Consider the following 24156-nt stretch of genomic DNA (forward strand, 5'->3'; position numbering starts at 1 on the left):
CGGCAGAGGTGTCCAAGGGTTTCGATGAGTTCTCCACGCAAAGGTGCAAAGCAGATTTCCGAGCTGGCGAACGGGCTAATCGATCCCGTCCTGGCGCGCCGCGCCGGCATCAACACTGCGCTGCTCGGTTCGTGGAGCGAAATCGCCGGCGAGGATTTCGCCGATTGCACCCGGCCGGAAAAGATCGCCTGGGCCCGCGGCGGCGGCGATGACGGCGGCTTCCGCCCCGGCGTGCTGACAATCGCCTGCGAAGGCGCGCGCGCGCTTTTCCTGACCCATGCCCAGGGCGAACTCATTCAGCGCATCAACAGCTTCTTCGGCTTCGCCGCCGTCCACCAGATCCGCATCGTCCAAAAGCCGGTCTCACAAGCCATCCGCCGCTCCCGCACCCCGCCGCCGCTGAAAGGCGAAGCCGCCCGCAAGCTCGAAGGCATGATGGAAGGCATCGAAAACGACAAGCTGCGCCAGGCAATCCAACGCCTGGGGACCGCGGTGATGGGCAAGCGGGGGCGGTGATCCTTTGTTTGCCGCTTGCCTATCTGTATCGTGCAACGGTGATCCCGGCGTTCAAATCAAACGAATTCCTTTTGCGAGTCCGCGTGAGGTCGTGCTACGTTCTGACTCACGATGAGCAAAAAGCCCAACTTGACCCGCAATGCCAATATCGGTCGCCTGACCCAGGCGCGAGCCGAAAAGATCAGTGCGGTCGAAGGCCTGATACTCAGCCCGCGCATGCGTAAGGTCCTCGCGGAGACTGTAGACCAGCCGACAGAAGCGCGCCGTGAAGCGATCCGCGCGCAGTTTGTCCGCAAGTCTGCCTAAACGTTGGTCTATACTGCCGGATACGACCCGCTCTGTTATCTGGGCACGCCCGTGCTCCGCAACAAACTGGACCTTACGGACCAGGCGGAGCTCGATGAGTTTGAAACAGCGATGTTCGTGCTCCGCTCGGATGAGCCTTGGCCGGAGGGCGATCTGGATGTCATCCACTATCTCGCCCTCCATCAGCACCTGTTCCAGGATGTCTACGATTGGGCCGGCGAGATTCGCACCATCCGTATCGGCAAAGGTGGCAACTGGTTCTGTTATCCTGAGTTCATCGCAAACGAGCTGAATCGGATTTTTCGGGAGCTGGCCCAGGCGAACTATTTCCGAGGACTGGCACCAGCAGATTTTGCAATTCAAGCCGCGCACCTTCTTGCCGAGATCAACGCGGTCCACCCTTTCCGTGAGGGTAACGGCCGCACCCAATTGACCTTTCTCGCTCTACTGGCCGAACGTGCTGGTCTGCCGTTCAATGCCGAAGTACTAGATCGAGACCGTGTTATCGACGCCATGATCGAGAGCTTTGCCGGCTCAGAGCAACCGCTGGCGAGGCTCATCCTCGACATCATCACCGAACCTTGACGCGCGAGCCGCCCGCTCGCAATTTTGCCTAGCGGTCCCATCACGGTCACAATTCTTTGAAGGAAGTTGGTGAACCGTGGCTTGTGAGCGGCCGTCAGCCGTTATATCGCACAGTCACGCCGTCACTCTCATACCTATGGGGAACCCATGCAGATGTCCGAAATGCAACTGACGAAACGCCGCCTCCTGGGTGGGATCGCCATCGCCGCAGCTGCCGCAGCGCTTGCCGCCTGCAACGACAGCAAGGACGCTGCCGATGCTTCGTCCTCCGGCAAGACCATGGCCGACGGCACCAATGTCGATACCATGCAGACGGCGGCGACATCGGCGACCGAAATGCCGCAATCCGACGGCGATGTCGATATGGCCGAGGTGCTGAAGCCCGGCGCGTTGCCGGAGATGGCGCTTGGTAAGGCCGATGCCCCGGTCAAGATCGTCGAATATATGTCGATGACCTGCCCGCATTGCGCCCATTTCCACAATACGACTTTCGATGCCATCAAGCAGAAATATGTCGACGCCGGCAAGGTGCAGTTCATCATCCGCGAATTCCCCTTCGATCCGCGCGCCGCCGCCGCCTTCATGCTCGCCCGCTGCAGCGCTTCCAACCCGGAGCAGTTGAGCACGCCGGAACAGTATTTCCCGATGGTCTCGATGCTGTTCAAGCAGCAGCAGGTCTGGGCCGCCGCCGATGACGGCCGCGCCGCACTGCTGCAGATGTCGAAGCTCGCCGGATTTACTGAGGATAGCTTCACGAAATGCTTGACGAACCAGAAGCTTCTGGATGAAGTGAACGCCACGCGGGAAAGAGGTTCCAAGGATTTCGGCGTCAACGCCACGCCGACGTTCCTCATCAATGGCAAGCGCTACTCTGGAGACATGCCGGTTGAAACCTTGTCGGCGCTCATCGACAGCCTCATCTGAACCGGACCGTTTCGAAACGACGGGCGACGGCGAAAGCCGTGCGCCCGTTTTTCGTATTCAGCGCAGCTTGCGGCTGAGGGGGCTTCCTGCCGTGGATGTCTACGCATGAAGTTCAACAAGCTGCGCCTGGTCGGCTTCAAATCCTTCGTCGAGCCTACGGAATTCATCATCGAGCGGGGGCTGACCGGCGTCGTCGGCCCGAACGGCTGCGGCAAGTCGAACCTCGTCGAGGCGCTGCGCTGGGTGATGGGCGAGAATTCCTACAAGAACATGCGCGCCTCGGGCATGGACGACGTGATCTTTTCGGGTTCCGGAAACCGGCCGGCCCGCAACACCGCCGAAGTGGCACTCTATCTCGACAATGCAACGCGCACCGCGCCCGCCGCTTTCAACGATGCCGACGAGATCCAGGTCACCCGCCGCATCGAGCGTGAGCAGGGCTCGCTCTATCGCATCAACGGCAAGGAAAGCCGCGCCAAGGATGTGCAGCTGCTGTTTGCCGACGCCTCCACCGGCGCCCGTTCGCCCTCGATGGTCGGGCAGGGCCGTATCGGCGAGCTGATCCAGGCCAAGCCGCAGGCCCGCCGCCAGCTGCTCGAAGAGGCGGCCGGCATTTCCGGCCTGCATTCCCGTCGCCACGAGGCCGAACTGCGGCTGCGCGCCGCCGAAGGCAATCTCGAGCGTCTCGATGACGTCACCTCGCAGCTCGAAAGCCAGATCGAGAGCCTGAAACGCCAGGCCCGCCAGGCCAACCGCTTCAAGACGCTGTCGGCCGATATCCGCGCCCGCGAGGCAATGCTTTTACATATCCGCTGGATGCAGGCCAAGGAGGCCGAGGCCGAGGCCGATAGCGCGCTGAACCAGGCGACATCGGTCGTCGCCGAAAAGGCCCAAGCCCAGATGGAGGCGGCCAAGCAGCAGGGCATTGCCAGCCTGAAGCTGCCGGAACTGCGCGACGGCGAAGCGCGTGCCGCCGCCGCGCTGCAGCGGCTTCAGATCGCCCGAAGCCAGCTGGAGGAAGATGCCGGCCGCATCCTGCGCCGACGCGATGAACTCACCCGCCGTCTCGCCCAGCTTGGCGAAGATATTCGCCGCGAGGAGCGGCTGGTGGCCGACAATGCCGTCATCCTGGCAAGGCTCGACGCCGAAGAAGCCGAGATTGCGGAAGTCTTGGCCGATTCCGGCCGTTATGCCGAGGAAACCCGCGAGGCCTTTGAGGAAGCGGCGGCAAAGCTTGCCGACAGCGAGCGTATTTTTACCGCGCTGACGGCCGAGCGCGCCGAAGCGGCTGCCGGCCGCAACCAGCTGGAACGCGCCATCCGCGATCTCGCCGATCGCCGCATGCGCCTCGAGCGCCAGATGGACGAGGCGAACCACGAACTCGCAGCCATCGGCGACAAGATCGCCGGCCTGCCAAACCCGGATGAAAAACGCGCCATCGTCGAGGCCGGTGAGATCGCCGTCGCCGACGCGGAAGCCGCCGTTCAGCTGGTCGACCAGGCGCTTGCTGTTGCCCGCCAGACCGAGGCGCTGTCGCGCGCGCCGGTCGATCAGGCCCGTTCGAGCCTGAATGCGCTGGAAACCGAGGCCCGCACCATTTCCCGCATGCTCGCCGCCGGTGCTGCCGCCGGCAAATTTCCGCCGGTTGCCGACGAACTGAAGGTCGACCGCGGCTTCGAGACGGCGCTCGGTGCCGCCCTCGGCGACGATCTGGAATCGCCGCTTGCTGCCGAGGCGCCGGCCCATTGGTCGGACAATGGTGATGGTTCCGGCGATCCTGCCCTTCCCGAAGGCGTCACGCCGCTGCTCGGCCATATCAGCGCGCCTGCCGCACTCACCCGCCGCCTGCGCCAGATCGGCCTGGTCGCCGATGGAGACGCGGAACGCCTGATGGCGGCGCTGCAGCCCGGTCAGCGGCTGGTGACGAAAGAGGGCGCCGTCTATCGCTGGGACGGTCACGTCACCGGCGCCGACGCGCCGAGTGCGGCCGCCCTTCGCCTTGCCCAGAAGAACCGCCTGGCCGAGCTCGAAGGCGAAGCAGCCCTTGCCCGCGACGTGCTCGCCGAAGCCGAGGAGCGGCAAGCGGCGGCCGCCGAAGTAATCCGGCTGGAGGAGCGCCGGCTTACTGACGCCCGCGACATGAGCCGGCTGTCGGCGCGTCATTTGGCCGAAGCCCGCGAAGCGCTGGTCGCGGCCGAGCGAGCCTCCGGCGACCTGATCCGCCGCCGTGATGTCGTCAGCGAGGCGGTCAGCCAGCTGGGCGCGCAGCTGGAGGAGATCGGCGTCCAGGAAGAGAACGCCCGCATCGAGCTGGAAGATGCGCCCGATCTGACCGCGATCGACGAGCGTCTGCGCTTCCAGCAGGCGGAGGTCGCGACCGATCGCGGCGCGCTTGCCGAAAGCCGCGCCCGCCACGAAAGCCTGGCACGAGAAAACGAGGCTCGCCAGCGCCGCATCATGGCGATCGGCCAGGAGCGCGAGACCTGGCGCCAGCGGGCGCTCAGCGGCGAGGACCAGGTCGCGACGCTGCGCGAGCGCGAGGAAGAGGCGCGCGAAGAGGCAGCCGAACTCGAAATGGCGCCGGATGAATTCGACGACAAGCGCCGGGCTCTGCTTTCCGAATTGCAGAAGGCCGAGGAGGCGCGCCGCAACGCCGGCGATCTCCTGGCGGAGGCCGAACGCATCCAGCGCGAGGCCGATCACCAGGCGGCGACGGCGCTCTCCGCGCTTGCCGAATGCCGGGAAAGGCGCGGCCGCGCCGAGGAGCGCCTGGTTTCGGCCCGCGAGAAGCGTCAGGAAAGCGAAAGCCGCATCCGCGAAGTTTTGAATGTCGCGCCGCATGAGGCGCTGCAGCTGACCGGGCGCCCGGCCATGCAGGCGCTTCCCGATCCGCGCGAGGTCGAGCGCGAGCTGGAGCGCCTGCGGATCGAGCGCGAGCGGCTCGGCGCCGTCAACCTGCGCGCCGACGAGGAACAGAAGGAGCTGAGCGAAAAGCTCGAAGCGCTGATCAGGGAGCGCGACGACGTCATCGATGCGATCCGCAAACTGCGCGGCGCCATCCAGAGCCTTAACCGCGAGGGCCGCGAACGGCTGATCGCCGCCTTCGACATCGTCAACGCCCAGTTCCAACGGCTGTTCACCCATCTCTTCGGCGGCGGCACCGCCGAGCTGCAGCTGATCGAATCCGACGATCCGCTCGAAGCCGGCCTGGAAATCCTGGCGCGGCCGCCCGGCAAGAAGCCGCAGACCATGACGCTGCTCTCCGGCGGCGAGCAGGCGCTGACGGCGATGGCGCTGATCTTCGCCGTCTTCCTAACCAATCCGGCGCCGATCTGCGTGCTCGACGAGGTCGACGCGCCACTCGACGACCACAATGTCGAGCGCTACTGCAATCTGATGGACGAAATGGCGGCCTCCACCGAAACCCGCTTCGTCATCATCACCCACAACCCGATCACCATGGCCCGCATGAACCGCCTCTTCGGCGTCACCATGGCCGAACAGGGCGTCTCCACCCTCGTCTCCGTCGACCTGCAGACCGCCGAACGCCTGCGCGAGATCGCCTGAGGGGTTGGTGGGGCCGTGGATTCCAGGCTCAAGGCCTGGAATGACGGAGGTTGAAGGGACGGGCGGGCAGGAGGCGTGAACCCGGTAAGGGAGAAGCTGGCAAGAGGCGGGACCGCATTCATATCTGGCGTCCGTGGCTGTTTTGCTGCGGCGGTCACCCCACCCTCTGTCCTCCTCGGGCTTGACCCGAGGACCCATCTTAGCGCGATCAGCAGCGCGTGGATCCGAGACTCAGAGGGCGTGGGATGACCGAGGAGAGGGGTGAAACGGGCAGGAGACGGGGCTTGGCGGGCGGCGTTTGGTCATATTGCGTAACAGCGCGCCATACGGCGTGATTTCTGAGGCATGGAAGAGTGGCCCGGGAGGGGCTGAGACACGCAGGCCGACGGCCGAAACCTGCTGAAAAGGCCCGCACTTTCGTCGGAATTTTCGTAAGCACCAAAAAAGGTCGGCTTCTTTGCGGCTCGTACCCCATTTGGGTGATGCTCTTTGCGATGACTTGCATTAGAAGTTGTTTCAACGCAACCTGATGCTTCTGCGGAAACGTGGGCGGTCATATGTGCGTATTGTCGGATTTGCAGGCGGTTTTCCGGGCAGAGGGCAAGAGCCGGAAAATCGGGGGCAGTTCCAGGAGGCGCGCAAAGCGGCTTTCGCAGGAATTGCGTGAAGACCAAGCGATAGGGCATTCCATTACTTGAGGAAAGTGCCCTGGGTTGAGGGACCCCCCGTCCGGTTTTCCTGGCCGGACGGAAACAAGGCTTTGCGGGACATGTTGCAGTCCCGCAAAGCTTTTTTTATGCCGTCTTGGTGCCGGGCGATGTTTCAATCGTTTCGATCGCTGCCCTGCCGAAGATTTATTGTGCAACGCAACATTCTGCCGCATTTGTCGATTTTCATTTCAACACCAACGGATTAAGCTAATCCCGGTTTGGTGTTGGGGGGAAGATGACCAAGTGGGTCTATACGTTCGGCGACGGGCAGGCTGAGGGCCGGGCGCGCGATCACGAGATTCTGGGCGGCAAGGGCGCCAATCTGGCGGAAATGTGCGCGCTGGGTCTGCCGGTTCCGCCGGGGCTGACGATCATCGGCGATGCCTGCAACACCTATTACAGGAATGGCCGCCATATCGAAGACGGCGTAAAGGCCGAGGTGCGCTCCGGCATTGCGGGCATCGAGGCGATCACCGGCCGTCGCTTCGGCTCCGGCAGCCAGCCGCTGCTGCTTTCGGTGCGCTCCGGCGCCCGTGTTTCCATGCCCGGCATGATGGACACGGTGCTCAATCTCGGCCTCAACGACGAGACGGTGCAGGCGCTCGGCCATGATGCCGGCGACGCGCGTTTTGCCTGGGACAGCTACCGCCGCTTCATCCAGATGTATGCCGATGTCGTCATGGGTCTCGGCAACGACGCCTTCGAGGAGATCCTCGAGGACGAGAAAGCCAAGCTCGGCCATGAAACCGATACCGAACTCAGCGCCTCGGAATGGCAGCACATCGTCTCGCTCTACAAGAAGCTGATCGAGGAGGAACTGGAGCAGGAATTCCCGCAGGATCCGGAAGTCCAGCTCTGGGGCGCGGTCGGCGCCGTCTTTTCCAGCTGGAAGAGCGCGCGCGCCGTCACCTACCGCCAGCTCCACAATATTCCCGAAGGCTGGGGCACGGCCGTCAACATCCAGGCGATGGTCTTCGGCAATCTTGGCAATGCGTCTGCGACCGGCGTCGCCTTCACCCGCAACCCCTCCACAGGCGAGAAGGCGCTCTACGGCGAATTCCTGGTCAATGCGCAAGGCGAGGATGTCGTTGCCGGCATCCGCACGCCGCAGAGCATCACCGAGGAGGGGCGGATTTCCTCCGGCTCTGAAAAACCCTCGATGGAAAAGCTGATGCCGGAGGCGTTTCGCGAGCTTTGCCGCATCTGCAGCGAGCTTGAGATCCATTACCGCGACATGCAGGATATCGAATTCACCATCGAGCGCGGCAAGCTGTGGATGCTGCAGACCCGTTCGGGCAAACGCTCGACCCGGGCGGCGATGAAGATCGCCGTCGACATGGTCGATGAGGGAGTGATCACCGAGGACCAGGCGGTGCTGCGCATCGAACCCTCCAGCCTCGACCAGCTCTTGCATCCCACAATCGATCCGCGCGTCACCCGCCAGGTGATCGGCACCGGGCTTCCGGCTTCGCCCGGCGCTGCGACCGGCGCCATCGTCTTCACGGCCGAAGAGGCCGTCGAGGCGGAATCCGAAGGCCGCAAGGTGATCCTGCTGAGGGTCGAGACCAGCCCGGAGGATATTCACGGCATGCATGCGGCCGAAGGCATCCTGACGACGCGCGGCGGCATGACCAGCCATGCGGCGGTCGTTGCCCGCGGCATGGGCATCCCCTGCGTCGTCGGCGCCGGCACCATGCGCATCGATCAGCGCAACGAGCGGCTGCTCGGCATTGGCGTCACCCTGAAGAAGGGCGACATCATCACCATCGACGGCTCAGCCGGCCAGGTGCTGAAGGGCGAGGTGCCGATGATCCAGCCGGAACTCTCGGGCGATTTCGGCCGGATCATGGGCTGGGCCGACCGCGCCAGGCGGATGACGGTACGCACCAATGCCGATACGCCGGCCGATGCGATGGCCGCCCGCTCCTTCGGCGCCGAAGGCATCGGCCTTTGCCGCACCGAGCACATGTTCTTCGAGGGCGAGCGCATCCATGTCATGCGCGAGATGATCCTGGCCGTCGATGAGAAGGGCAGGCGGCTGGCGCTCGACAAGCTGCTGCCGATGCAGCGGCTGGATTTCACCGGTCTCTTCACCGTCATGCACGGCCTGCCGGTGACGATCCGCCTGCTCGACCCGCCGCTGCACGAATTCCTGCCGAAGACCGATGACGAGGTGGCCGAAGTCGCCTTCGCCATGGGCATGGAAGCGCAGGCGCTGCGCCAGCGCGTCGATGCGCTGCACGAGTTCAACCCGATGCTTGGCCATCGCGGCTGCCGGCTGGCGATCTCCTATCCTGAGATCGTCGAGATGCAGGCCCGCGCCATCTTCGAGGCGGCGGTTGCCGCGGCGAAGGAGACCGGCGCGGCCGTCGTGCCGGAGATCATGGTGCCGCTGGTCGGCCTGCGCTCCGAGCTCGATTACGTCAAGGCCCGCATCGACGAGGTCGCCGGCGATGTGATGAGCGAGGCCGGCATGAAGATCGATTATCTCGTCGGCACGATGATCGAGCTGCCGCGGGCGGCGCTGCGCGCCCATGTGATTGCCGAAGCCGCCGAATTCTTCTCCTTCGGCACCAACGACCTGACGCAGACCACCTTCGGCATCTCGCGCGACGATGCCTCGGCCTTCATCCCCACCTACCAGCGCAAGGGCATCATCGAGCATGACCCGTTCATCTCACTCGATTTCGACGGGGTCGGCGAATTGATCAGCATCGCCGCGGAACGCGGAAGGCGCACCCGCAACGACATGAAGCTCGGCATCTGCGGCGAACATGGCGGCGACCCGGCTTCGATCCGCTTCTGCGAAACGATCGGCCTCGACTATGTCTCCTGCTCGCCGTTCCGCGTGCCGATCGCCAGGTTGGCGGCGGCGCAGGCGGTCATATCAGGCGGTCTGAAAGACCTCCGGGGGAAATAGTCAGCTCGGCCTCAATGATGATGGTGCCAGCGATCGCGGTAGATATAGGGCCCGTTCAAATCCCAGGCCATGCTCTGCATCATCTCGGCACTCTGCGCCCGCGATTCGGCCCGCCGGTCGAGATCGATGCGCTGCAGGCAGGTGGCAAAACCATCGGTGCCGCGGCGGAAGCCATAGCTTAAACACCGCTGCTCATCCGCCGCCCGCCGCTCCTCCGGCGTCATCGTCTGACAGGCGGACAGGCCGGTGATGGCGGCGAGAAGGGTGATGAGGACAGCGGTGCGCATCGGGGTATTCCTTGCTTTTCCCGGAGGAAATGCCATTCGGGTGCGGGCGTCAAGTTTCGGGCCGCGGGCGTGCCTCTGGTTTCGCTGGCGGATGGCCGACAGGGATGTCTACCTGTGAAGGGTTTCTCCTGCCCACCCCACCTTCCGCCATGCTCGGCCTTGAGCCGAGCATCCATCAGCGGCAGTGGCAGGGATCCCAGGCTCAAGGCCTGGGATGACGGAGAGTGTGGTTGGCGTTTTCGTCAAAGCCGCCAAACCAGGGAGACTCCGCACAAGCACGAGCGAGTGTGACGGTCAAGCCGCCCCGGCCGGATCGCCGATCGGCAGCAGCGCCGGATTGAGCGGCGGGTCCTGCGGGTTTTTCGTATCGCCGGGGTCCTGGGCAGGCGTCAGTGGCGGTTTTTCCTGGATGCGGTCGGGAATGCCGGGTGTTGGCGTCGGCCCGCGCGGCGTATCGGTTGTCGGTGTCGGAATCGGATCTCTGTTCGGCATGATGGCCTCCTTTTCGAGGAGGGAACGGCACGGCCGGAAGATGGTTCCACTTTCACCAGCCGGCATTCCTCTGTATGAGAAGGCCTCAAGCATGAGGACGAGCATGGCCATCCGCGATCGATTTTCGAAGAAACTGAACTGCCCGCAATGCGGCAATGAGGGCTTTGCCGAAGCCTCGGAGATCGACGATCCCAAGCGCAAGCACCCGGATTTCAAGGTCGATCAGCTGCCGCGCGGTTTTGGCGTGCAGCGGCCGTCCAACCACCAGGAAAGCTTCATGCTGAAATGCGAATGCGGCCGCAAGTTTCCCTTCCGCAGCCTGGCGGAGGCTGCGGCCGAGCGGCGCTAGAACGCAGGGTCAAACTTAAATCCGCTCCAGCAACTCGATGAAGGCATCGGCGAAGCGCACCAGATGCGCGGTCTCCTCGTTGGGCGCCTGCATGCGGATTTCGGTGCCGGCATAATCGAGCAGCGCCAGCACGACGCGCATCTGACTGCCGCCATCGGGAATGCGCAGCACGGCGATGCGCCGGCAATCCGCGACAAGGCCGCCGGCCGGCAGGTCGAACAGCAGCTCGCCGCCCGACCGCTGTGCTGCCTGGCGCACTGCCTCGCAGAAACCGGCATCGCCGCCGGCATAACCTTCGAGCGAAAGTTCGAGCTCGACGAGCTCCAACGGCAGCATCGGTTCGCTGTGGTCGATCCCGCCAAGCGCAGACGCCTGTGGCCTGGCTGCTATCTCGGGTGAAATCATCCCGTCTCTCCTTGCCTTTGAATTCGGAGATGAAACCGCGGCAGAATGACCCTTTTTAACCATATCAGCAAGGGCTCATGAAATGGCCCCGTCTTCGCCTCGCCTTTCGCCTCGGCCATCCCAGGCGGATTCCGGCTGATATTCCAAGACAACAGTTTCAATTCAGCCGAAACCTGCCCAGATCCGGATGATTTTGGGCCGGGCTGGCCAAAAATCTGAATCCGGATCCAAATCAAAGAAATAGAGCATGATGTCGTCCGAAAACCGCTTCACACTTTTCGGCATCATGCTCTAAACAGGGTTATGGCGATTTGCGTTGTTTGATGGCGCGGCGCTGACGAGCAACCGGTAAGTTTGATGGCCATCCGTTTCGACCGTCCCGTTTCAGGCGCCGCCCGCTTTTCGCGGCTGCTCGGGGCGTTTTCGCTGGTTCTGGCGCTGGCGGTGCTGATCGCTCATCGCTTCGGCGGCCTCGCCACCCCCTATCTCGTGCTGCTTCTGATCGCCGCCGCCGGCTGCGGGCTGCTGGCCGCCATGCTGGCCGCAGTCGGCCTGCGCAGCCTCTGGATGACAGGCGCCGAAGGCGGGCTCGCCGCACTCGCCGCCCTGATCTATGCCGCCTTTCCGCTCGGCATCGGCGCCTTCGCCGCCGAGCGGTACATGACGCTGCCTGATATCTACGACGTCTCCACCGACCCGGTCGCAGCCCCTGACTGGCTGTCGACCCCGAAATCCGATCAGATCTGGCTGAAGCGCAATCTCGTGACGCCGGAGGATCGCGAAAAGCAGATATCAGCCTATCCCGAGTTGACCGGCCGGCGCTATGAGGGCGCGCTCGACCGGGTGCTGGAAGCGGTGCGCAAGGTCGCCAAGCAGAGCGGCTTTACCATCGTCAGAAGCACCGGCACCAGCGAGCCGGACCGCGACCCGGAGGACGGACCGGCCAAACCCGAGCCCGGCGACGAAGCCGTTGCCGATGCGCCCGGCATCATTCCCGTGCCGACGCCGCGCCCCTATGACGACGACGTCGCCAAGCTGATCCGCGGCGCCAACGGCGTGACGCTGCAGGCGAGCAACCGCACACTGATCCTCGGCTTGCGCTTCGATATTCTTATCCGCCTGCGCGAAGAGGCCGAAACCACCTTCGTCGACATCCGCGTCGCCTCCCGCTACGGCCAACACGACCTCGGCTTCAGCGCCGAAATCGCCGGGGATTATTTGAAGGCGCTGGACGCCGAGTTGCTGGGGATTGCGGGTGGGTGAGCCGCGGTGGCGCAAAGCGCCAGCAATCGATCCAGTGAATCGATTGCAGCGGGTGAGCCGAGGTGCCGCGGAGCGGCAGCAATCGATCCAGTGAATCGATTGCAGTGGGTGAGCCGAGGTGCCGCGGAGCGGCAGCAATCGATCCAGTGAATCGATTGCAGCGGCGAACGCCCTGAGCCCAAAGCGAAGGGCCGGGAGAGGGTGCGGCAGGCTCGACATTCTTACGATGCCGCGAATTCGACGATCGGCCTCTGGAGAGACGGCGACACGCACCACGATCAGCCCTCATCCTGATGTGCCCCGCAGGGGCCTCGAAGGAAGAGGGCGGGTGGCTGGATTGCCGCGGCATCGCGAAGGTGGCCAGCCCCGTCCTTCGAGGCTTCGCCCTGCGGGCTACGCATCTCGGGATGAGGCTGGAGAGGGCTCACTCCATCACCAACCACCCCGTATATCTCACCACCAACCCCGTCAGCCGCCCGCCGATCTCGACGTGAAAATGGAACCGCCCCTCACGTTCCTCCTCGAACGTCTCCCCGCCCGGCGCCAGAAACAGCGGCAGCGGAAGCCCGCAAAAGCGCCAGCCGCGCACCGCCAGCCGCAGCCTCTCCCCCTCCGGCACCAGCGCCACCAGCACCCGGAACGGCCCGAACACCTCGGCGAGCAGATGCCGGTCGCGGCCCTTGCCCTCGAGCTGCAGGCTTTGGAAGCTCTTATCGCCGAAATGCCGCGTCCAGATCTCCTTCTCGCCATCGGCGGTAAAGCGCACCGTGACCGGCACATCCTCGCCGGCCGGGGGAAAGCCGATCAGCCGGGCGACGATCCTCGCCAGCCACCCGCTGCCGCGCTCGACCCGCGCCCGCCCGGAGGCGACACGGGCGCTGCCCGAATATCCGCCCGCATGCATGGCTGATATGGCCGGCGGCAGCCGCGCGAAGGCGCTGCCGAGGACCCTGTGGTAAAGCGGCAGGCCGGCACCCTCGCTTTCCGTCCTGATCCCTGTTGCAATCGAGAACCGCCGGAATTCCGCCTCGAAATCTTCCAGCCGCAATTCCCCCGTCGCCGGCCGCGCGCCACTCTCCGGCCGGACGCCGCGCAGCAGCCGCCGCACCAGCGCCGCCACGCCGGTGACCGGAATGAACGGCCCGTCATCCCCCTCGGCAATCAGATGCCAGCCGCAGGCAAGCGGCTTGCCGGCGGTATCGAGGCCGCTCAGGCGCACGAACATGCCGCCGCGATGCTCGCCGATCGCCAGGCCGTGGCTCGCCCGCTGCATGAGCCGCGCAAACGGCGTCAGCGACGGCAGCAGCTTCCGCCGCGTGAGACCTGCCGCAAGCCCAAGCAGCCGCTGCAGCAGCTGCGGCTCCGTGCCGACCCCGGTGAAGCTGGATTGCAGGCCGGCAAAGCGGCCCGGCAGCAGCGCCAGATCCGGCGCATCCACCAGCAGGAAATTCCGGCTCTTGAGCGGCGCCACCCCGGGCGGGGCGACCGTCACCCGCATCGCCTCGATCAGCCCGCGCGCCTGCGCCGGCCGCCCCTGGCGCAGCACCGAGACCGGCTTGCCGGCATAACTGGCGATTGCTCTCACAACATTGAGCCCGATCTTCACATGCGCCGACGGGGCAATGCCGGCGGCCACCGCATCGATCCGGGAAAACCGCGGCGCCATCACTTCGAGCGCGGCGAAGGACAGCGCCGGCAGGCTGCTGAGACCGGAGAGCGCAAAAACCCCCTTCGCTCTCGCCTCGGCATCGAGCTCGCCGATCCCAGCGACGAAGCCGGTGCTGTCGGCGAGATCGGCATAATCGATGTCGAGCCCGATGCAGGCGCGCACCACCTTATAGGGATCTTGCCCAAAACTCTGGAACGGCCCGGAGGCATCGACGACCAGATCCGGCCGCAGCCGCGTCAGCTGTTCGGTGAGATCGCCGTCACGATCGAAGGCCACCGCCTGCAGCGTTGCCCCGAGATTGCTGCTTCCCAGGCCCTCGGATCCATCTTTCGGGGATCTGAGATCGGCAACGAAATCATCGGCCTTTTCAAGCGAGCGCCCGGCGATCAACAACCTGAGCCTGGGTTGATCGCCAAGCAGCCACGCCAGCCGGCCGCCGAACGTGCCATAGCCGCCGATGATCAGCAGCGAGAGCCGCTCGCCGCTCATGCGATGAAACGGCTGCGCTGCTCCGCCGTCGGCACCATGCAGCTTTGCCGCCCGGCGATCTTCAGCCGGTTGCGGGCGATGAATTCATAGAGCGCATCGGCCACCCGCCGCGGCAGCAGCCGGAAGATCCTGACCAGCGAATAGGGAAAGCCGAGGCCGGCCACCATGCGGATCGACCCATCCGACTTGAAGAAGGCGCGGCCATGCTCGATGAGGATATTGGTTTCGTAATCGCGCTCATTCAGCCCATAATGCCGGTAGAGTGCTGCGCCGAGCGGCGTCTGGGCGGCGAGGAAGCGGTAGCGCCGCTCACTGTCGTGCTTCAGCGCGAATTTCACCCAGCCGGAGCAGAACACGCATTCGCCATCAAAGACGATCAGCGGCTGGTCATCGGCAAAATCGGGCACATCGGCATCGCTGCGATAGCTGTAAGCGGCACGCGTCATGGTAATCTCCCCATCTCCCGCTTACAACAGCCGGTAGGTGGCGGCAAGCGAAGGCGGCCCATCGGCCGCAATCTCGCCGCGCTCCATGAGATTCTCGATATGGGCGAGCACGGAAAGGGCGGCCGCCCCATGCAGCTTCGGATCGGTATCGCGATAGATCACCTTCACCATCTCGGCAATCTGAGTGTCGCCCGCCTGGACGCGCGCCAGCACCGCCTGCTCGCGCCCGAGGCGATGCGCCTTCAGTGCCTTGAGGAATCCGGCCGGCTCCGTCACCGGCCCGCCATGGCCGGGCAGCAACAGCCGGTCGTCGCGCGCAATCAGCCGCTCGAGCGAGGCCATGTAATCCGCCATCGAACCATCTGGCGGTGCGACGATCGAGGTCGACCAGGCCATGACGTGATCGCCTGTGAACAGAATGTCCTGACCCTCCAGCGCAAAGGCGGCATGATTGGCCGTGTGCCCCGGCGTCAGCACCGCAGTCAGCGCCCAGCCATCGCCCGATAGGGTCTCGCCGTCACTGAGCGTGATGTCGGGCACGAAGGATAGATCCGAGCTTTCGGCAAAGGGATTGATCTCGCCATCCCTCAGCGGCCGCGCCGGCCGATGCGGCCCCTGGCCCACCGTCACCGCACCCGTTGCCGCTTGCAGCCGGCGGGCAAGGGGAGAGTGGTCGCGATGCGTGTGGCTGACGAAGATATGCGTCACCGCGCGGCCGGCAAGCGCTGCCATCAGCGCCTGAAAATGCGCCTCGTCCTCCGGCCCGGGATCGATGACCGCGACGGAGGAGGAGCCGACGATATAGCTGTTGGTGCCGAAAAAGGTGAAAGGGCCGGGATTGTTCACTGTCACCCGCTCGACCCCTGAGGCGACCGGCACGGCTTGCCCATAGGCCGGCTCGAAAGCGAGGTCGAATGCGGGACTGTCCATGAAGGAATGATCTCGGGCCGATGACGTCGCCAATTCCTAGCACGATGGCGGCCGCTACGCAGCGCATAAATCTGCGCCGGGTTAAACTTAGTCATTGTGACAGGCGAAGAGCTTTGCTAATCAGGCGTCGATTTGAGCAAGCGGTTTCCGCTCAAGCTCTGGTGGGGCGTCGCCAAGCGGTAAGGCAACGGTTTTTGGTACCGTCATCCCTGGTTCGAATCCAGGCGCCCCAGCCAACGCAGTGTTTATTTTCAGCAATCTAGGCTAAGGAAGCGGCTTGCCAGTAATAGTTCGGTGCTCGAAACCGTCTTAAGTCCCTTGGTGAGCGGGCGACAGCTCGGCAACTCGCGTTATCGGAAGGCCGTGCAAACATGCGTCGGCCAGACCGCTGGGGGATAGGTAGAATGATCGAGTGCACCGCACTCGAAATGTGCCATATCTGTAGGGGTATCGTAGGCTCAAATCCCTCTCTGCCAGATTTCCTGTTAAGCTATTGCTATTGCCTCCTTTTTATTCGCCCTTTCAAGTTACCCCACGCTTCAACCCACATTTTAGCCTAGCTCGCTCAGAACGATGTCACAGGAATATACCAGCAAGCGACTCATCTCCTCTAAACGAGTCAGTGATTGCAATGCAGAAGGCTGAGTAAGGAGCTGTCTTTTCCCGCATTTTTCTCAGGGTGCTGATGGCTTGCCTGTATGATTGCTTGTGATCGGCATCTCCGTCTTCGAGTCGCGCAAACAATCGCTTAGCTTCTACACGCAGCTCTTCAATACTGGCTTTCACGTCCATGCGAGCTTTCACAAAATCACTGTGGTTAATGTTGTAGCACTCGATGGATAACATCGCCATGTCGTGCTTGTATTGCTCGCTAGCCGGAAATCGGGCCATAGCCTCGCCGTCTTCCTTGAAAGTGATCATCGCGACCTCATCCGGATTACACGGATCGATTAGATAGGTCTTTTCCGATTTCCAATTTGCGTCCGGGCCCATCGCCCGCGTCGCTTCTACTACAGGAAACCTATCAGCTTTTCCTCCTACGAGGTCGGTCTCGATGTCGCGCCGTAGTCTATTCGCGTAGATGCAGCTGTAGCGATAGTTATCGAGATCGTAAGCAAGCCACCAATAGCCCGGATGCTCGTCGCCCTTCGTGGATCGCTCAAAGACTCGCCTCTTGGGCCTAAAGTGGTCCACATCGGTGTCTGTGCCCCTCTGAGGGGACTCAGTGTACCAACATTTTTCGCTAAATACCTTCCGAAGCTCGAATTTGATCTCGGACCAAATTTCGTTTTTGCGGATGATCTCGCTCCGCTTTAGAGGGTCGTTCTCTTTAAGCAGTCTTTTTTTTAAAGCCTCGGCGCGTTCGGCCCAATCAGGTGGGAGAGATAGCTTTTTCGGATCGTACTCGACGGCTCTCACTGGCTAGGCCCCGAGTTTTCTTCCGTTAACATTTCTCGGATGATTTCGTCCGCAATCCGACGCCGCACTTCAGCGAGTGTGCTATCTTTAGTCGAGTTGAACAGCTCATCCGCGATTTTCTTCCGTCGTCGCAGATAGTCTTGATAATCGGTATCCCAGTGCGATGTTGAGAAACCAAGGCCCTGAAGTTCACTATTGATCGCGTTAAGCCGAATACTTTCTTCGGAGGAAAGCTCAGTTTTTTCACTCAGAGCTCTGCGTTCCCGAATTAGCTCTTCTGTCGGGAGGTCGATTGTTGTCTGTAAGCCAAACATATCGCTTGTTAGAATCCCAGCGTACCCCATGCCGCGCGGGCTCTCGATTGGAGGTTTTGCACGTACACGGTACTCACTGTCACGCGTCATAACTTGAACCTGATCTTTATCAAGCTCAGCAATAGCAAGTGGGTGATGGGTTACCATGAGCAGGTGACTCGCCTCATGATTTGGAACGAATCCGCGCAGAAATTCCAAGTATTTCACGGCCCATGCGGGGTTAAGGTGGGTGTCCGGTTCATCGAGGAGAAAAAGTGAATCACGGCCGCCGGTGAATTTTAGCAAGCCGAGAACAGTAAGCAGCTGTTGCTCACCTTCGCTAAGCTCTCTGAACGTCAAGGGCGCCTCACTAGAGCTAACTCTGACACGAACGTTCACTTCAGCAATGATTTCCGACAATAATGTGCTTTCCAGCATCTTAAAGAACACGTCAGGTGTAAGTTCAGACGAGAAAGCGCGGAGGCTTTCAACGTCAGGAAGGAAAAGATGTATGAATTCGTTTTTGATTTTGCGCCCGGTAAGCGACAAAGTTTCGTTTCGAGTGACCCTGAGTGGGGAGAGAGCGAGCGGGTAAAGGCGGTCTAGAAAATCTCGAACGACACCTCCTGCACCCCAAAATTTCTCAGTTTTTAAATGAGATTTTACCCATTCCGGTCTCCGCATAACGAAGTGGACGGCGTCAAGCCCTTCAATTCCAAGTTGATCTCTGAGAAATTTTCGCTCTTTGTCCTCTTGTGTGCTCAAGAAAAAGGCGAGAAGCACAAACTGGCTATGGTTGGGTTTGGCGTAAAATAGCGGCCGTATCTGCCCGCCTAGCTCGACCTTATTTTCCAACAGCTTTCTGTAGAACTCGGTCCTGTGACGGCGAAAGTGATCTTCGAGGCGGTCACTGGGGCCGGAGTAATAGGCGAAGAGGTAATTGGGCAGGTAGTAACTTACACCGCTGGGATTTCTCTTTGCCCGCGAAATTGGGACCTGCTTCTCCGTTGTGAGCAAGTCACCAGGAGCTCTCTCACTGCAAGTGATCTGATATTGCTTGCTTATTGACCCTCTACCCGGGTCAGCATCCACAGTGATCCATCGCTCGTCGTTGCTCTCTCCCAGCTTGTATCGGATAGCATAGGAAAAGGCCGGGCTTTCGCCGAGGTCGAGGTTGCGAAATATAACGACTAGCGCCTCTAACACGTTAGATTTGCCGGAACCGTTCCGTCCGACAACGACGGTCATTAAATCGTCTTCATCGAAGTCGATCCGTACGCCCTCCAGATTTTTGAATGATGAGCGAATATGTAAAAAGTCAATCTTCATTCAGCTTCGCCCTTCTGAGGTACGAAGACGTCGTGTCCATCCCGCTCTAATCGCAAAATGGATCCAGCTTGGAGTTGGGTTCGGAGATCGAGGAAGAATTGTTCGATAAGGTCTGTTGAAGAGTCTTCTGGGTAGCCACAAAGGTAGAAGAGTTTCTGACCGTCTATCGGCTTATCCACGCCCTTTAAAGCTTGAGAAACGGGTATCTGGCCTTTCATGAGCGATGTCCTAGGTTTCGATCTTCGCCTCGACGGCTTCGGTTGTGCTGCTAATAATGCTTCATATGCACTTAAGGATGTAAGCACATCTGTCTCACCGCTGATCTGTCTTGCTAATTTTCCGGCCAGCGCTTCTTTTCTGAGCGCTTTTTTCAATGCACCAAGTAGGCTCTCGACGCGACTGGCTTCATTGCGGATTCGCTCAATGTTATCCAAGTGCTCTCTACTGATGCGAGCAATGTCGCGCTGCTGGTCGATAGGCGGAAGGGGGAAGGGAAGCGCGGCGAAACGCGAGACCCCGAGGTGTGCTAGGTTTGTGGTGATTTTAGCAATGCTTCTGAAAACGCCGCTGTGGAGATAGTGGCGAAACACGAGGAGCGCATATTCAGGCTCAACTGCCCCAGACGCCCGAAACCGGACCAACGAATTGGTAAAAGCAACTGGGTCAAGCTCATTCCGAAACATAGCGGGTCGTCCGACAAGCTCCAAGCTTTGACCCTCATTAAGAAGTATGTCCCCATGTCGCAGCCTGTATGTTTCAAATTCCTTTTGCTCAAAGTGCATTGTCATAATGTCATCGACAGAGATTCGATCTTCGAAAACATTTGCAACCCGCAGATAAGGTTGCATATTTTCACCATAGTGATTTTTAGGAGAGCGTTGTCGACCCGCGCTAACATCGCCGGCTGCCCCTACAGTAGATTTCTTCCACTCAAGCGGCGTCTCAAGGTTGCCGGAGGAATTTCGGCCTCGTACAGTGGCGGTCGAGTTTCGCTCCACTCTGGTTCGCTGTTTGCTTTGCCAACCCTTGAAAAGTTTTCCCTGCACCCCAGCCTCTATTATTCTGAAGGGCATGCGCTGAATGACTTCCGCTAAATCACTTAGCTTCTGATTGATTGTAGAAAGCAGAGAATACCGAACTTCCAGCTCTCGTATTATTCGCTGTTGCTCATCATAAGGAGGAATATGAGTAGAATATGCGAGAACGTCCGCTACCGATATTCTTGGCAAATTAACGCCTTTTGCTTTTGAGATCGCATAATCGATAAAGCGGTCATCGCTAAGTATCTCTAGCAAATAGCTGGTATCGAGCATCGCCGTCGGACGGAATACAACTATGTCTGTGGAGCAAATACCATCGAACGGTGCTATGGCAACCTTGTTTAGATTGGGTCGGAGCCGGCCATATAGCAGATCACCCGCTCGGAAACGGTTTTTAACGCTGGATATATCTGCGCCACTACCGTGGCCGATAATACGATGCGTATGACGCTCAATATGTTCCAAGCCTAGATACACTTGGCTTGCTGCATCCTCCCAATCAAACCTATCACTGGAAATAGCTGCCACTTGGCTCAGCTTAAGTTCGGCCCATCCGGCGGGAACGCGATTCGTGCTCATTGATCGTCTTCGGTCACGTTCAACGCCACATGGAGATCCTCAACATCTTTGATAAGCGATCCCAAAGAAACCAGAACCAGCGCAGAAATCTCGTCGGGTCTCAACCCTTCATATTCATCGCTTTCCTGTTCATCAGTGAGCCAATGAATGTCGAGGTTTTCGTTAGTCGATGACAGATAGTCGAGATCGAACCGCTTAAACCTGTCATTTTCTACCCGGTCTTCGCTCACCCTTTCGAGATGGGGCCACTTGCCGAAGCTAGAAATAAAGTCTGCGAAATAGGATGAGGTTAGAGGATTCTTTTTTCCGAATTTAGGAGCGGCGGTTCGTAGGTCGTAAATCCAGACTTCCTTGGTATTTTCTTGGTTGCCATGGCCACGGGTGAAGAAGAGAACATTCGTTTTGACGCCTTGTGCGTAGAAAATTCCCGTCGGCAGACGCAAAATAGTATGAAGCGAACAAAGCTCCATAAGCTCTCGCCTAATCTGACGAGCCACTCCTTCCTCGAAAAGCACATTGTCAGGCAACACAACAGCTGCTCGTCCACCGGGCTTCAGGCTCTGATAGATATGCTGGAGGAATTCAAGCTGCTTATTAGAGGAAGAGTAGGAAAAGCTGTCTCGTGTAGCGCGTACGCTTCCCGATTTTGCGCCGAATGGTGGGTTGGCGATAATCACGTCAGCTGGTTTTAGATGCGAGCCATCTTCGGTAAGCGCATCACCGAGCGAGAGAGAAGCGTTCATACGATGCAGGAACACGTTCATCAAACATAGCCTATATGTACCCCGCTCGATCTCGACGCCCTCATACTGCGGCGGCGTGGCTTCATATTCTTCTTGCGTTTGGGTAGCTCTAACATAGGCATCTGCGCTAATTAGAAAGCCACCCGTGCCTGTCGCAGGGTCTTGAATTAGCTCTCCTACCGTCGGCTTCACGATAGAAACTATGCAGTCTACCAACGCCCTCGGGGTAAAATATTGGCCAGCCCCTGAACGAGCATCCTCTGAGTTTTTTGCTAGAAGGGCCTCATAAATTTGCCCGAGGCCATCTTCAGAAATCTGATTCCATTGGATGGCGTTGAGGCCGTTTATAACCACCCGCAGGTTTTCCGAGTGTGAAAAAACGGTTGTTGGAAAAGCGAAAATGTCTCGAACCATTTTCGTTTCCGAGCTTGTACCAAGGTGAGTCAACATCTCCTGATAATGGCCCAGCAGGTTCGCCCCGTCATATGAAACGAGGTCTTTCCAACGATAGCCCTCAGGGAGGGAACTTTCGGCGCCATTTTCTTCGGCCACCTTTAGAAAAAGTAGATAGGTGAGTTCCGCAATGTACTGATTATAGCTGATACCGTCGCCGCGAAGGACATTGCAAAGTGACCAAATGCGTGACGCGGTGGCACGAGTTGACGGCGGCAAGGTTGTCAAAGCTGTAACCTTTCGAAAATGCTCTGAGTGGGCGTTGTTCGCAATTACGACATTCTGTCAAGTGGTGATGATGGTGGCATTCCGAAGAACACGGTCGGCAACGCCCGGCACCCCGCCGGTCCTGCGCCTTCCCCGCGCTCTTCAAACAGATGGACACCCGTCAGTTCAGCAAGCTTTTCCACCAGCGCATCCTGAAACCCCGGATCGCTATTCTCCGCCGCCGCCTCCCGTTGCTGACGATGATGCCAATGCCGGCCGCTGGCCTTGGCTGTGGCGGCATCGCTCGTCGCCAGCCGATGCTCGCAAATCGGCGCTCGCCGGCAAATTATCTGGACAAGGGCGATAAAGCGAATAGAAATTTCTGTACAATCTGCGGTCACGCCTGGGGCAAATTTTGAGCGATATCAAACTCTTTAATTTCGGCGACGCGCAGGTGAGCGAGCTGCCCGGCAGCGCCATGCAGGTCGAGAAATCCCTGCAGGTTCTGTTCGAGGCCAATCTCGAGGCGTTGCTCGGCATCCGCTTCCTGGCGACCGAGCACTCGACCGGTCACGTGCACGGCGGAAGGATCGATACGCTCGGCCTGGACGAGGACAACTCGCCGGTCATCATCGAATACAAGCGGTCGGTGAACGAGAACGTTATTAACCAGGGCCTGTTCTACCTCGACTGGCTGCTTGATCACCGCAAGGAATTCCAATGGCTGGTTATGGAACGCCTCGGCCAGGACGTGGCGAATGCTGTTGACTGGTCTGCTCCGCGACTGCTCTGCATCGCCGGCGATTTCACCCGCTATGACGAGCACGCCGTTAAGCAGATCGCCAGAAACATCGAGCTTATTCGCTACCGGCGGTTCGGCGAGGATCTGCTGATGTTGGAACTGGTGCATGTGCCGAAGACCAGTAAACTCACTGGCACTAAGGTGATAACTGAGGTGAAAAGCCTGGGCTCCCTGCAGCCCGCAGCTGAGGCCGGTCAGGAAAGCGACCCCTACCTCAGTCAACGAATGAGCTACCGGCTATCGCAGTCGTCGGCAGACCTTCGAGATATTTATGACGCTGTTCACCAGTTTCTGATCGCGCTCGGGGATGATGTGCAGGTAAAGGAATTGAAGCTCTACACAGCATTTAAGCGGCTGAAGAACTTCGTCTGCATGGAGATCTATCCCCAGGCGCGGACTGTGACGCTCTTTCTAAAGCTCGATCCAACTACCGTGGCGCTTGAAAGCGGCTTTGCACGCGACGTGAGCAATGTTGGCCACTTTGGTACGGGTGATCTTCAGGTAACGCTAAAGTCGATGGCGGATTTTGAGAAAGCACAGCCATTACTGGTTCGGGCTTACGAGGGTGGGTGATCAGGGGAGCGCCACAACAATATCTGTCGTCGGTTTCGATTCAGCTTGGACCGACAATCCTAGGGCGCCGGGTGCAATCTGTGTCGTTCGACTCGATACGCAAGGTGCGCGGTTGCACGTTGCGCCGAGGTTGGCGTCATTCAGCGAAGCGGCAACGGTTATAAGGACCGAAAGATCTGAGGTCGGCAAATGTCTCGTCGCGCTCGATCAGCCAACAATCGTTCCCAACCTCAGTGGCTCGCGTCCGGTCGACAAGGTTGCAGGGGCGCTCATCTCCTGGGTAGGTGGCGGTGTTCAACCAGCCAACCGATCGAAGCTTGGCATGTTTGATGATGCCGCACCGATCTGGCGGTTCAAACAGGCAATCGGCGCCATTGAGGATCCAGAGGCCGCACGGGCCGCATCGTCAGGGCTCTTTCTAATTGAAGTATTCCCCGCTCTAGCACTGGTTGTTATGGAGAGCGCCTACTGCCAACGTTATGGGGCGCCAAAATACAACCCAGCCAACCGGAAAATGTTTAAATTAGATCACTGGCTTTCCGTGGCGGAGACGATCCGGACATTCGGATCGCTCAGGGCTTTAGAGCAGCTAGAACTCTGGTGTTCTGATGTGTCGACTAACCTGATGCCGAGGAAAGCCGATCAGGACAAGGTTGATGCGATGATCTGTGGCCTCGTTGGCTTGCATTGGCTTTTGGCACCGCGCGACCAATCTGTCATGATTGGTGATCTGGACAACGGCTACATGATCGCCCCGGCGGTAAACGGCATCCATGAGCGGTTGGTTACCGCTGCAAGGAAAAGGAATGTGCCAATTAGATAGTGCGATCCTGATATGGCGCCGTGCCATGCCTGCGGAC

The 24156-nt window shown here is 60.2% G+C and carries 20 protein-coding genes, 1 tRNA gene and 1 pseudogene; 11 read left to right on the top strand and 11 right to left on the bottom strand.

What is annotated here, in order from left to right; translation table 11 throughout:
• Positions 1 to 24: 24 nt before the first annotated feature.
• From K6N12_RS05365 to ppdK, 6 genes are all read left to right on the top strand, one after another.
• Positions 25 to 516 (top strand): DUF721 domain-containing protein, encoded by a 492-nt coding sequence (locus K6N12_RS05365; protein WP_097624146.1) that lies wholly within the window; start codon positions 25 to 27, stop codon positions 514 to 516.
• Between the two features lie 111 nt (positions 517 to 627).
• The gene (locus tag K6N12_RS05370) at positions 628 to 822 is read left to right on the top strand and encodes a hypothetical protein (protein WP_097624147.1); all 195 of its coding nucleotides are present in this window, start codon (positions 628 to 630) and stop codon (positions 820 to 822) included.
• Between the two features lie 3 nt (positions 823 to 825).
• Positions 826 to 1407: a Fic/DOC family protein gene (locus tag K6N12_RS05375; RefSeq protein ID WP_097624148.1), complete on the top strand. Its 582-nt coding sequence runs from the start codon at positions 826 to 828 to the stop codon at positions 1405 to 1407.
• Positions 1408 to 1560: 153 nt separating this feature from the next.
• Entirely contained in the window at positions 1561 to 2331 is a 771-nt protein-coding gene (locus K6N12_RS05380) for a DsbA family protein (RefSeq protein WP_375165999.1), read from the top strand.
• 105 nt (positions 2332 to 2436) lie between these two features.
• Positions 2437 to 5898: a chromosome segregation SMC family protein gene (locus tag K6N12_RS05385; RefSeq protein WP_222148779.1), complete on the top strand. Its 3462-nt coding sequence runs from the start codon at positions 2437 to 2439 to the stop codon at positions 5896 to 5898.
• 945 nt (positions 5899 to 6843) lie between these two features.
• On the top strand, positions 6844 to 9528 hold the full coding sequence (ppdK, locus tag K6N12_RS05390) for a pyruvate, phosphate dikinase (protein WP_097624151.1): 2685 nt from the start codon (positions 6844 to 6846) through the stop codon (positions 9526 to 9528).
• Positions 9529 to 9539: 11 nt separating this feature from the next.
• On the opposite strand, the gene K6N12_RS05395 is transcribed toward ppdK, so the two are convergent.
• Entirely contained in the window at positions 9540 to 9815 is a 276-nt protein-coding gene (locus K6N12_RS05395; protein ID WP_097624152.1) for a hypothetical protein, read from the bottom strand.
• Between the two features lie 294 nt (positions 9816 to 10109).
• Positions 10110 to 10307 carry a hypothetical protein gene (locus K6N12_RS05400; RefSeq protein ID WP_097624184.1) on the bottom strand — a complete coding sequence of 66 codons (198 nt, stop codon included), beginning with the start codon at positions 10305 to 10307 and terminating at the stop codon, positions 10110 to 10112.
• A gap of 103 nt (positions 10308 to 10410) precedes the next feature.
• Here K6N12_RS05400 and K6N12_RS05405 point away from each other — a divergent pair, with 103 nt between their 5' ends.
• Complete coding sequence (locus K6N12_RS05405) at positions 10411 to 10656, top strand: hypothetical protein (protein WP_037073946.1); 246 nt, start codon at positions 10411 to 10413, stop codon at positions 10654 to 10656.
• A 15-nt stretch (positions 10657 to 10671) separates the two neighbouring features.
• Here K6N12_RS05405 and K6N12_RS05410 read toward each other — a convergent pair whose 3' ends face one another.
• Positions 10672 to 11061, bottom strand: coding sequence for a hypothetical protein (locus tag K6N12_RS05410; protein WP_097624153.1), 390 nt, complete (start codon positions 11059 to 11061; stop codon positions 10672 to 10674).
• Positions 11062 to 11418: 357 nt separating this feature from the next.
• Between K6N12_RS05410 and K6N12_RS05415 the strand changes: the two genes are divergently transcribed.
• The gene (locus K6N12_RS05415) at positions 11419 to 12324 is read left to right on the top strand and encodes a DUF1499 domain-containing protein (protein WP_131711376.1); all 906 of its coding nucleotides are present in this window, start codon (positions 11419 to 11421) and stop codon (positions 12322 to 12324) included.
• 424 nt (positions 12325 to 12748) lie between these two features.
• On the opposite strand, the gene K6N12_RS05420 is transcribed toward K6N12_RS05415, so the two are convergent.
• Genes K6N12_RS05420 through K6N12_RS05430 form a run of 3 tightly spaced genes read right to left on the bottom strand, consistent with a single transcriptional unit; the run spans position 12749 to position 15858 of the window.
• Complete coding sequence (locus K6N12_RS05420; protein WP_097624155.1) at positions 12749 to 14482, bottom strand: saccharopine dehydrogenase family protein; 1734 nt, start codon at positions 14480 to 14482, stop codon at positions 12749 to 12751.
• A complete protein-coding gene (locus tag K6N12_RS05425) occupies positions 14479 to 14928 on the bottom strand; it encodes a thiol-disulfide oxidoreductase DCC family protein (protein ID WP_097624156.1) in 450 nt (149 codons plus the stop codon). Before K6N12_RS05425 ends, K6N12_RS05420 begins: the two co-directional genes overlap by 4 nt.
• 21 nt (positions 14929 to 14949) lie before the next feature.
• Positions 14950 to 15858 carry an MBL fold metallo-hydrolase gene (locus K6N12_RS05430; RefSeq protein ID WP_097624157.1) on the bottom strand — a complete coding sequence of 303 codons (909 nt, stop codon included), beginning with the start codon at positions 15856 to 15858 and terminating at the stop codon, positions 14950 to 14952.
• Between the two features lie 162 nt (positions 15859 to 16020).
• On the opposite strand from K6N12_RS05430, the gene K6N12_RS05435 reads away from it, so the two are divergent.
• Positions 16021 to 16094, top strand: a tRNA-Gln gene (locus tag K6N12_RS05435).
• A 340-nt stretch (positions 16095 to 16434) separates the two neighbouring features.
• Here the strand turns inward: K6N12_RS05435 and K6N12_RS05440 are convergent.
• The 5 genes and pseudogenes from K6N12_RS05440 to K6N12_RS34010 all read right to left on the bottom strand — a co-directional run.
• Positions 16435 to 17277 (bottom strand): HNH endonuclease family protein, encoded by an 843-nt coding sequence (locus K6N12_RS05440; RefSeq protein WP_097624158.1) that lies wholly within the window; start codon positions 17275 to 17277, stop codon positions 16435 to 16437.
• The gene (locus tag K6N12_RS05445) at positions 17274 to 18899 is read right to left on the bottom strand and encodes an AAA family ATPase (protein WP_222148780.1); all 1626 of its coding nucleotides are present in this window, start codon (positions 18897 to 18899) and stop codon (positions 17274 to 17276) included. Before K6N12_RS05445 ends, K6N12_RS05440 begins: the two co-directional genes overlap by 4 nt.
• Positions 18896 to 20518, bottom strand: coding sequence for a restriction endonuclease subunit S (locus K6N12_RS05450; RefSeq protein ID WP_222148781.1), 1623 nt, complete (start codon positions 20516 to 20518; stop codon positions 18896 to 18898). The genes K6N12_RS05445 and K6N12_RS05450 overlap by 4 nt, the downstream gene beginning before the upstream one ends.
• A complete protein-coding gene (locus K6N12_RS05455; RefSeq protein WP_206099945.1) occupies positions 20515 to 21942 on the bottom strand; it encodes a class I SAM-dependent DNA methyltransferase in 1428 nt (475 codons plus the stop codon). Before K6N12_RS05455 ends, K6N12_RS05450 begins: the two co-directional genes overlap by 4 nt.
• Before the next feature lie 137 nt (positions 21943 to 22079).
• Positions 22080 to 22235, bottom strand: a pseudogene (locus K6N12_RS34010) (SDR family NAD(P)-dependent oxidoreductase); the annotation flags it as partial.
• Positions 22236 to 22336: 101 nt separating this feature from the next.
• Between K6N12_RS34010 and K6N12_RS05460 the strand changes: the two are divergent.
• The gene (locus tag K6N12_RS05460; protein ID WP_097624161.1) at positions 22337 to 23296 is read left to right on the top strand and encodes a DUF5655 domain-containing protein; all 960 of its coding nucleotides are present in this window, start codon (positions 22337 to 22339) and stop codon (positions 23294 to 23296) included.
• Complete coding sequence (locus tag K6N12_RS05465; RefSeq protein ID WP_097624162.1) at positions 23289 to 24119, top strand: DUF429 domain-containing protein; 831 nt, start codon at positions 23289 to 23291, stop codon at positions 24117 to 24119. Before K6N12_RS05460 ends, K6N12_RS05465 begins: the two co-directional genes overlap by 8 nt.
• The last annotated feature ends 37 nt before the right edge of the window (positions 24120 to 24156 follow it).

The organism is Rhizobium redzepovicii (assembly GCF_019793435.1).
Taxonomy (GTDB): Bacteria; Pseudomonadota; Alphaproteobacteria; order Rhizobiales; family Rhizobiaceae; genus Rhizobium; species Rhizobium redzepovicii.

Excerpts from the sequence above, each read along its gene's own strand:
- K6N12_RS05365 (WP_097624146.1), top strand. The coding sequence starts at position 25 with ATGAGTTCTCCACGCAAAGGTGCAAAGCAGATTTCCGAGCTGGCGAAC.
- K6N12_RS05370 (WP_097624147.1), top strand. The coding sequence starts at position 628 with ATGAGCAAAAAGCCCAACTTGACCCGCAATGCCAATATCGGTCGCCTG.
- K6N12_RS05380 (WP_375165999.1), top strand. The coding sequence starts at position 1,561 with ATGTCCGAAATGCAACTGACGAAACGCCGCCTCCTGGGTGGGATCGCC.
- K6N12_RS05385 (WP_222148779.1), top strand. The coding sequence starts at position 2,437 with ATGAAGTTCAACAAGCTGCGCCTGGTCGGCTTCAAATCCTTCGTCGAG.
- ppdK (WP_097624151.1), top strand. The coding sequence starts at position 6,844 with ATGACCAAGTGGGTCTATACGTTCGGCGACGGGCAGGCTGAGGGCCGG.
- K6N12_RS05395 (WP_097624152.1), bottom strand. The coding sequence starts at position 9,815 with ATGCGCACCGCTGTCCTCATCACCCTTCTCGCCGCCATCACCGGCCTG.
- K6N12_RS05400 (WP_097624184.1), bottom strand. The coding sequence starts at position 10,307 with ATGCCGAACAGAGATCCGATTCCGACACCGACAACCGATACGCCGCGC.
- K6N12_RS05405 (WP_037073946.1), top strand. The coding sequence starts at position 10,411 with ATGGCCATCCGCGATCGATTTTCGAAGAAACTGAACTGCCCGCAATGC.
- K6N12_RS05410 (WP_097624153.1), bottom strand. The coding sequence starts at position 11,061 with ATGATTTCACCCGAGATAGCAGCCAGGCCACAGGCGTCTGCGCTTGGC.
- K6N12_RS05415 (WP_131711376.1), top strand. The coding sequence starts at position 11,419 with ATGGCCATCCGTTTCGACCGTCCCGTTTCAGGCGCCGCCCGCTTTTCG.
- K6N12_RS05420 (WP_097624155.1), bottom strand. The coding sequence starts at position 14,482 with ATGAGCGGCGAGCGGCTCTCGCTGCTGATCATCGGCGGCTATGGCACG.
- K6N12_RS05425 (WP_097624156.1), bottom strand. The coding sequence starts at position 14,928 with ATGACGCGTGCCGCTTACAGCTATCGCAGCGATGCCGATGTGCCCGAT.
- K6N12_RS05430 (WP_097624157.1), bottom strand. The coding sequence starts at position 15,858 with ATGGACAGTCCCGCATTCGACCTCGCTTTCGAGCCGGCCTATGGGCAA.
- K6N12_RS05445 (WP_222148780.1), bottom strand. The coding sequence starts at position 18,899 with ATGAAGATTGACTTTTTACATATTCGCTCATCATTCAAAAATCTGGAG.
- K6N12_RS05450 (WP_222148781.1), bottom strand. The coding sequence starts at position 20,518 with ATGAGCACGAATCGCGTTCCCGCCGGATGGGCCGAACTTAAGCTGAGC.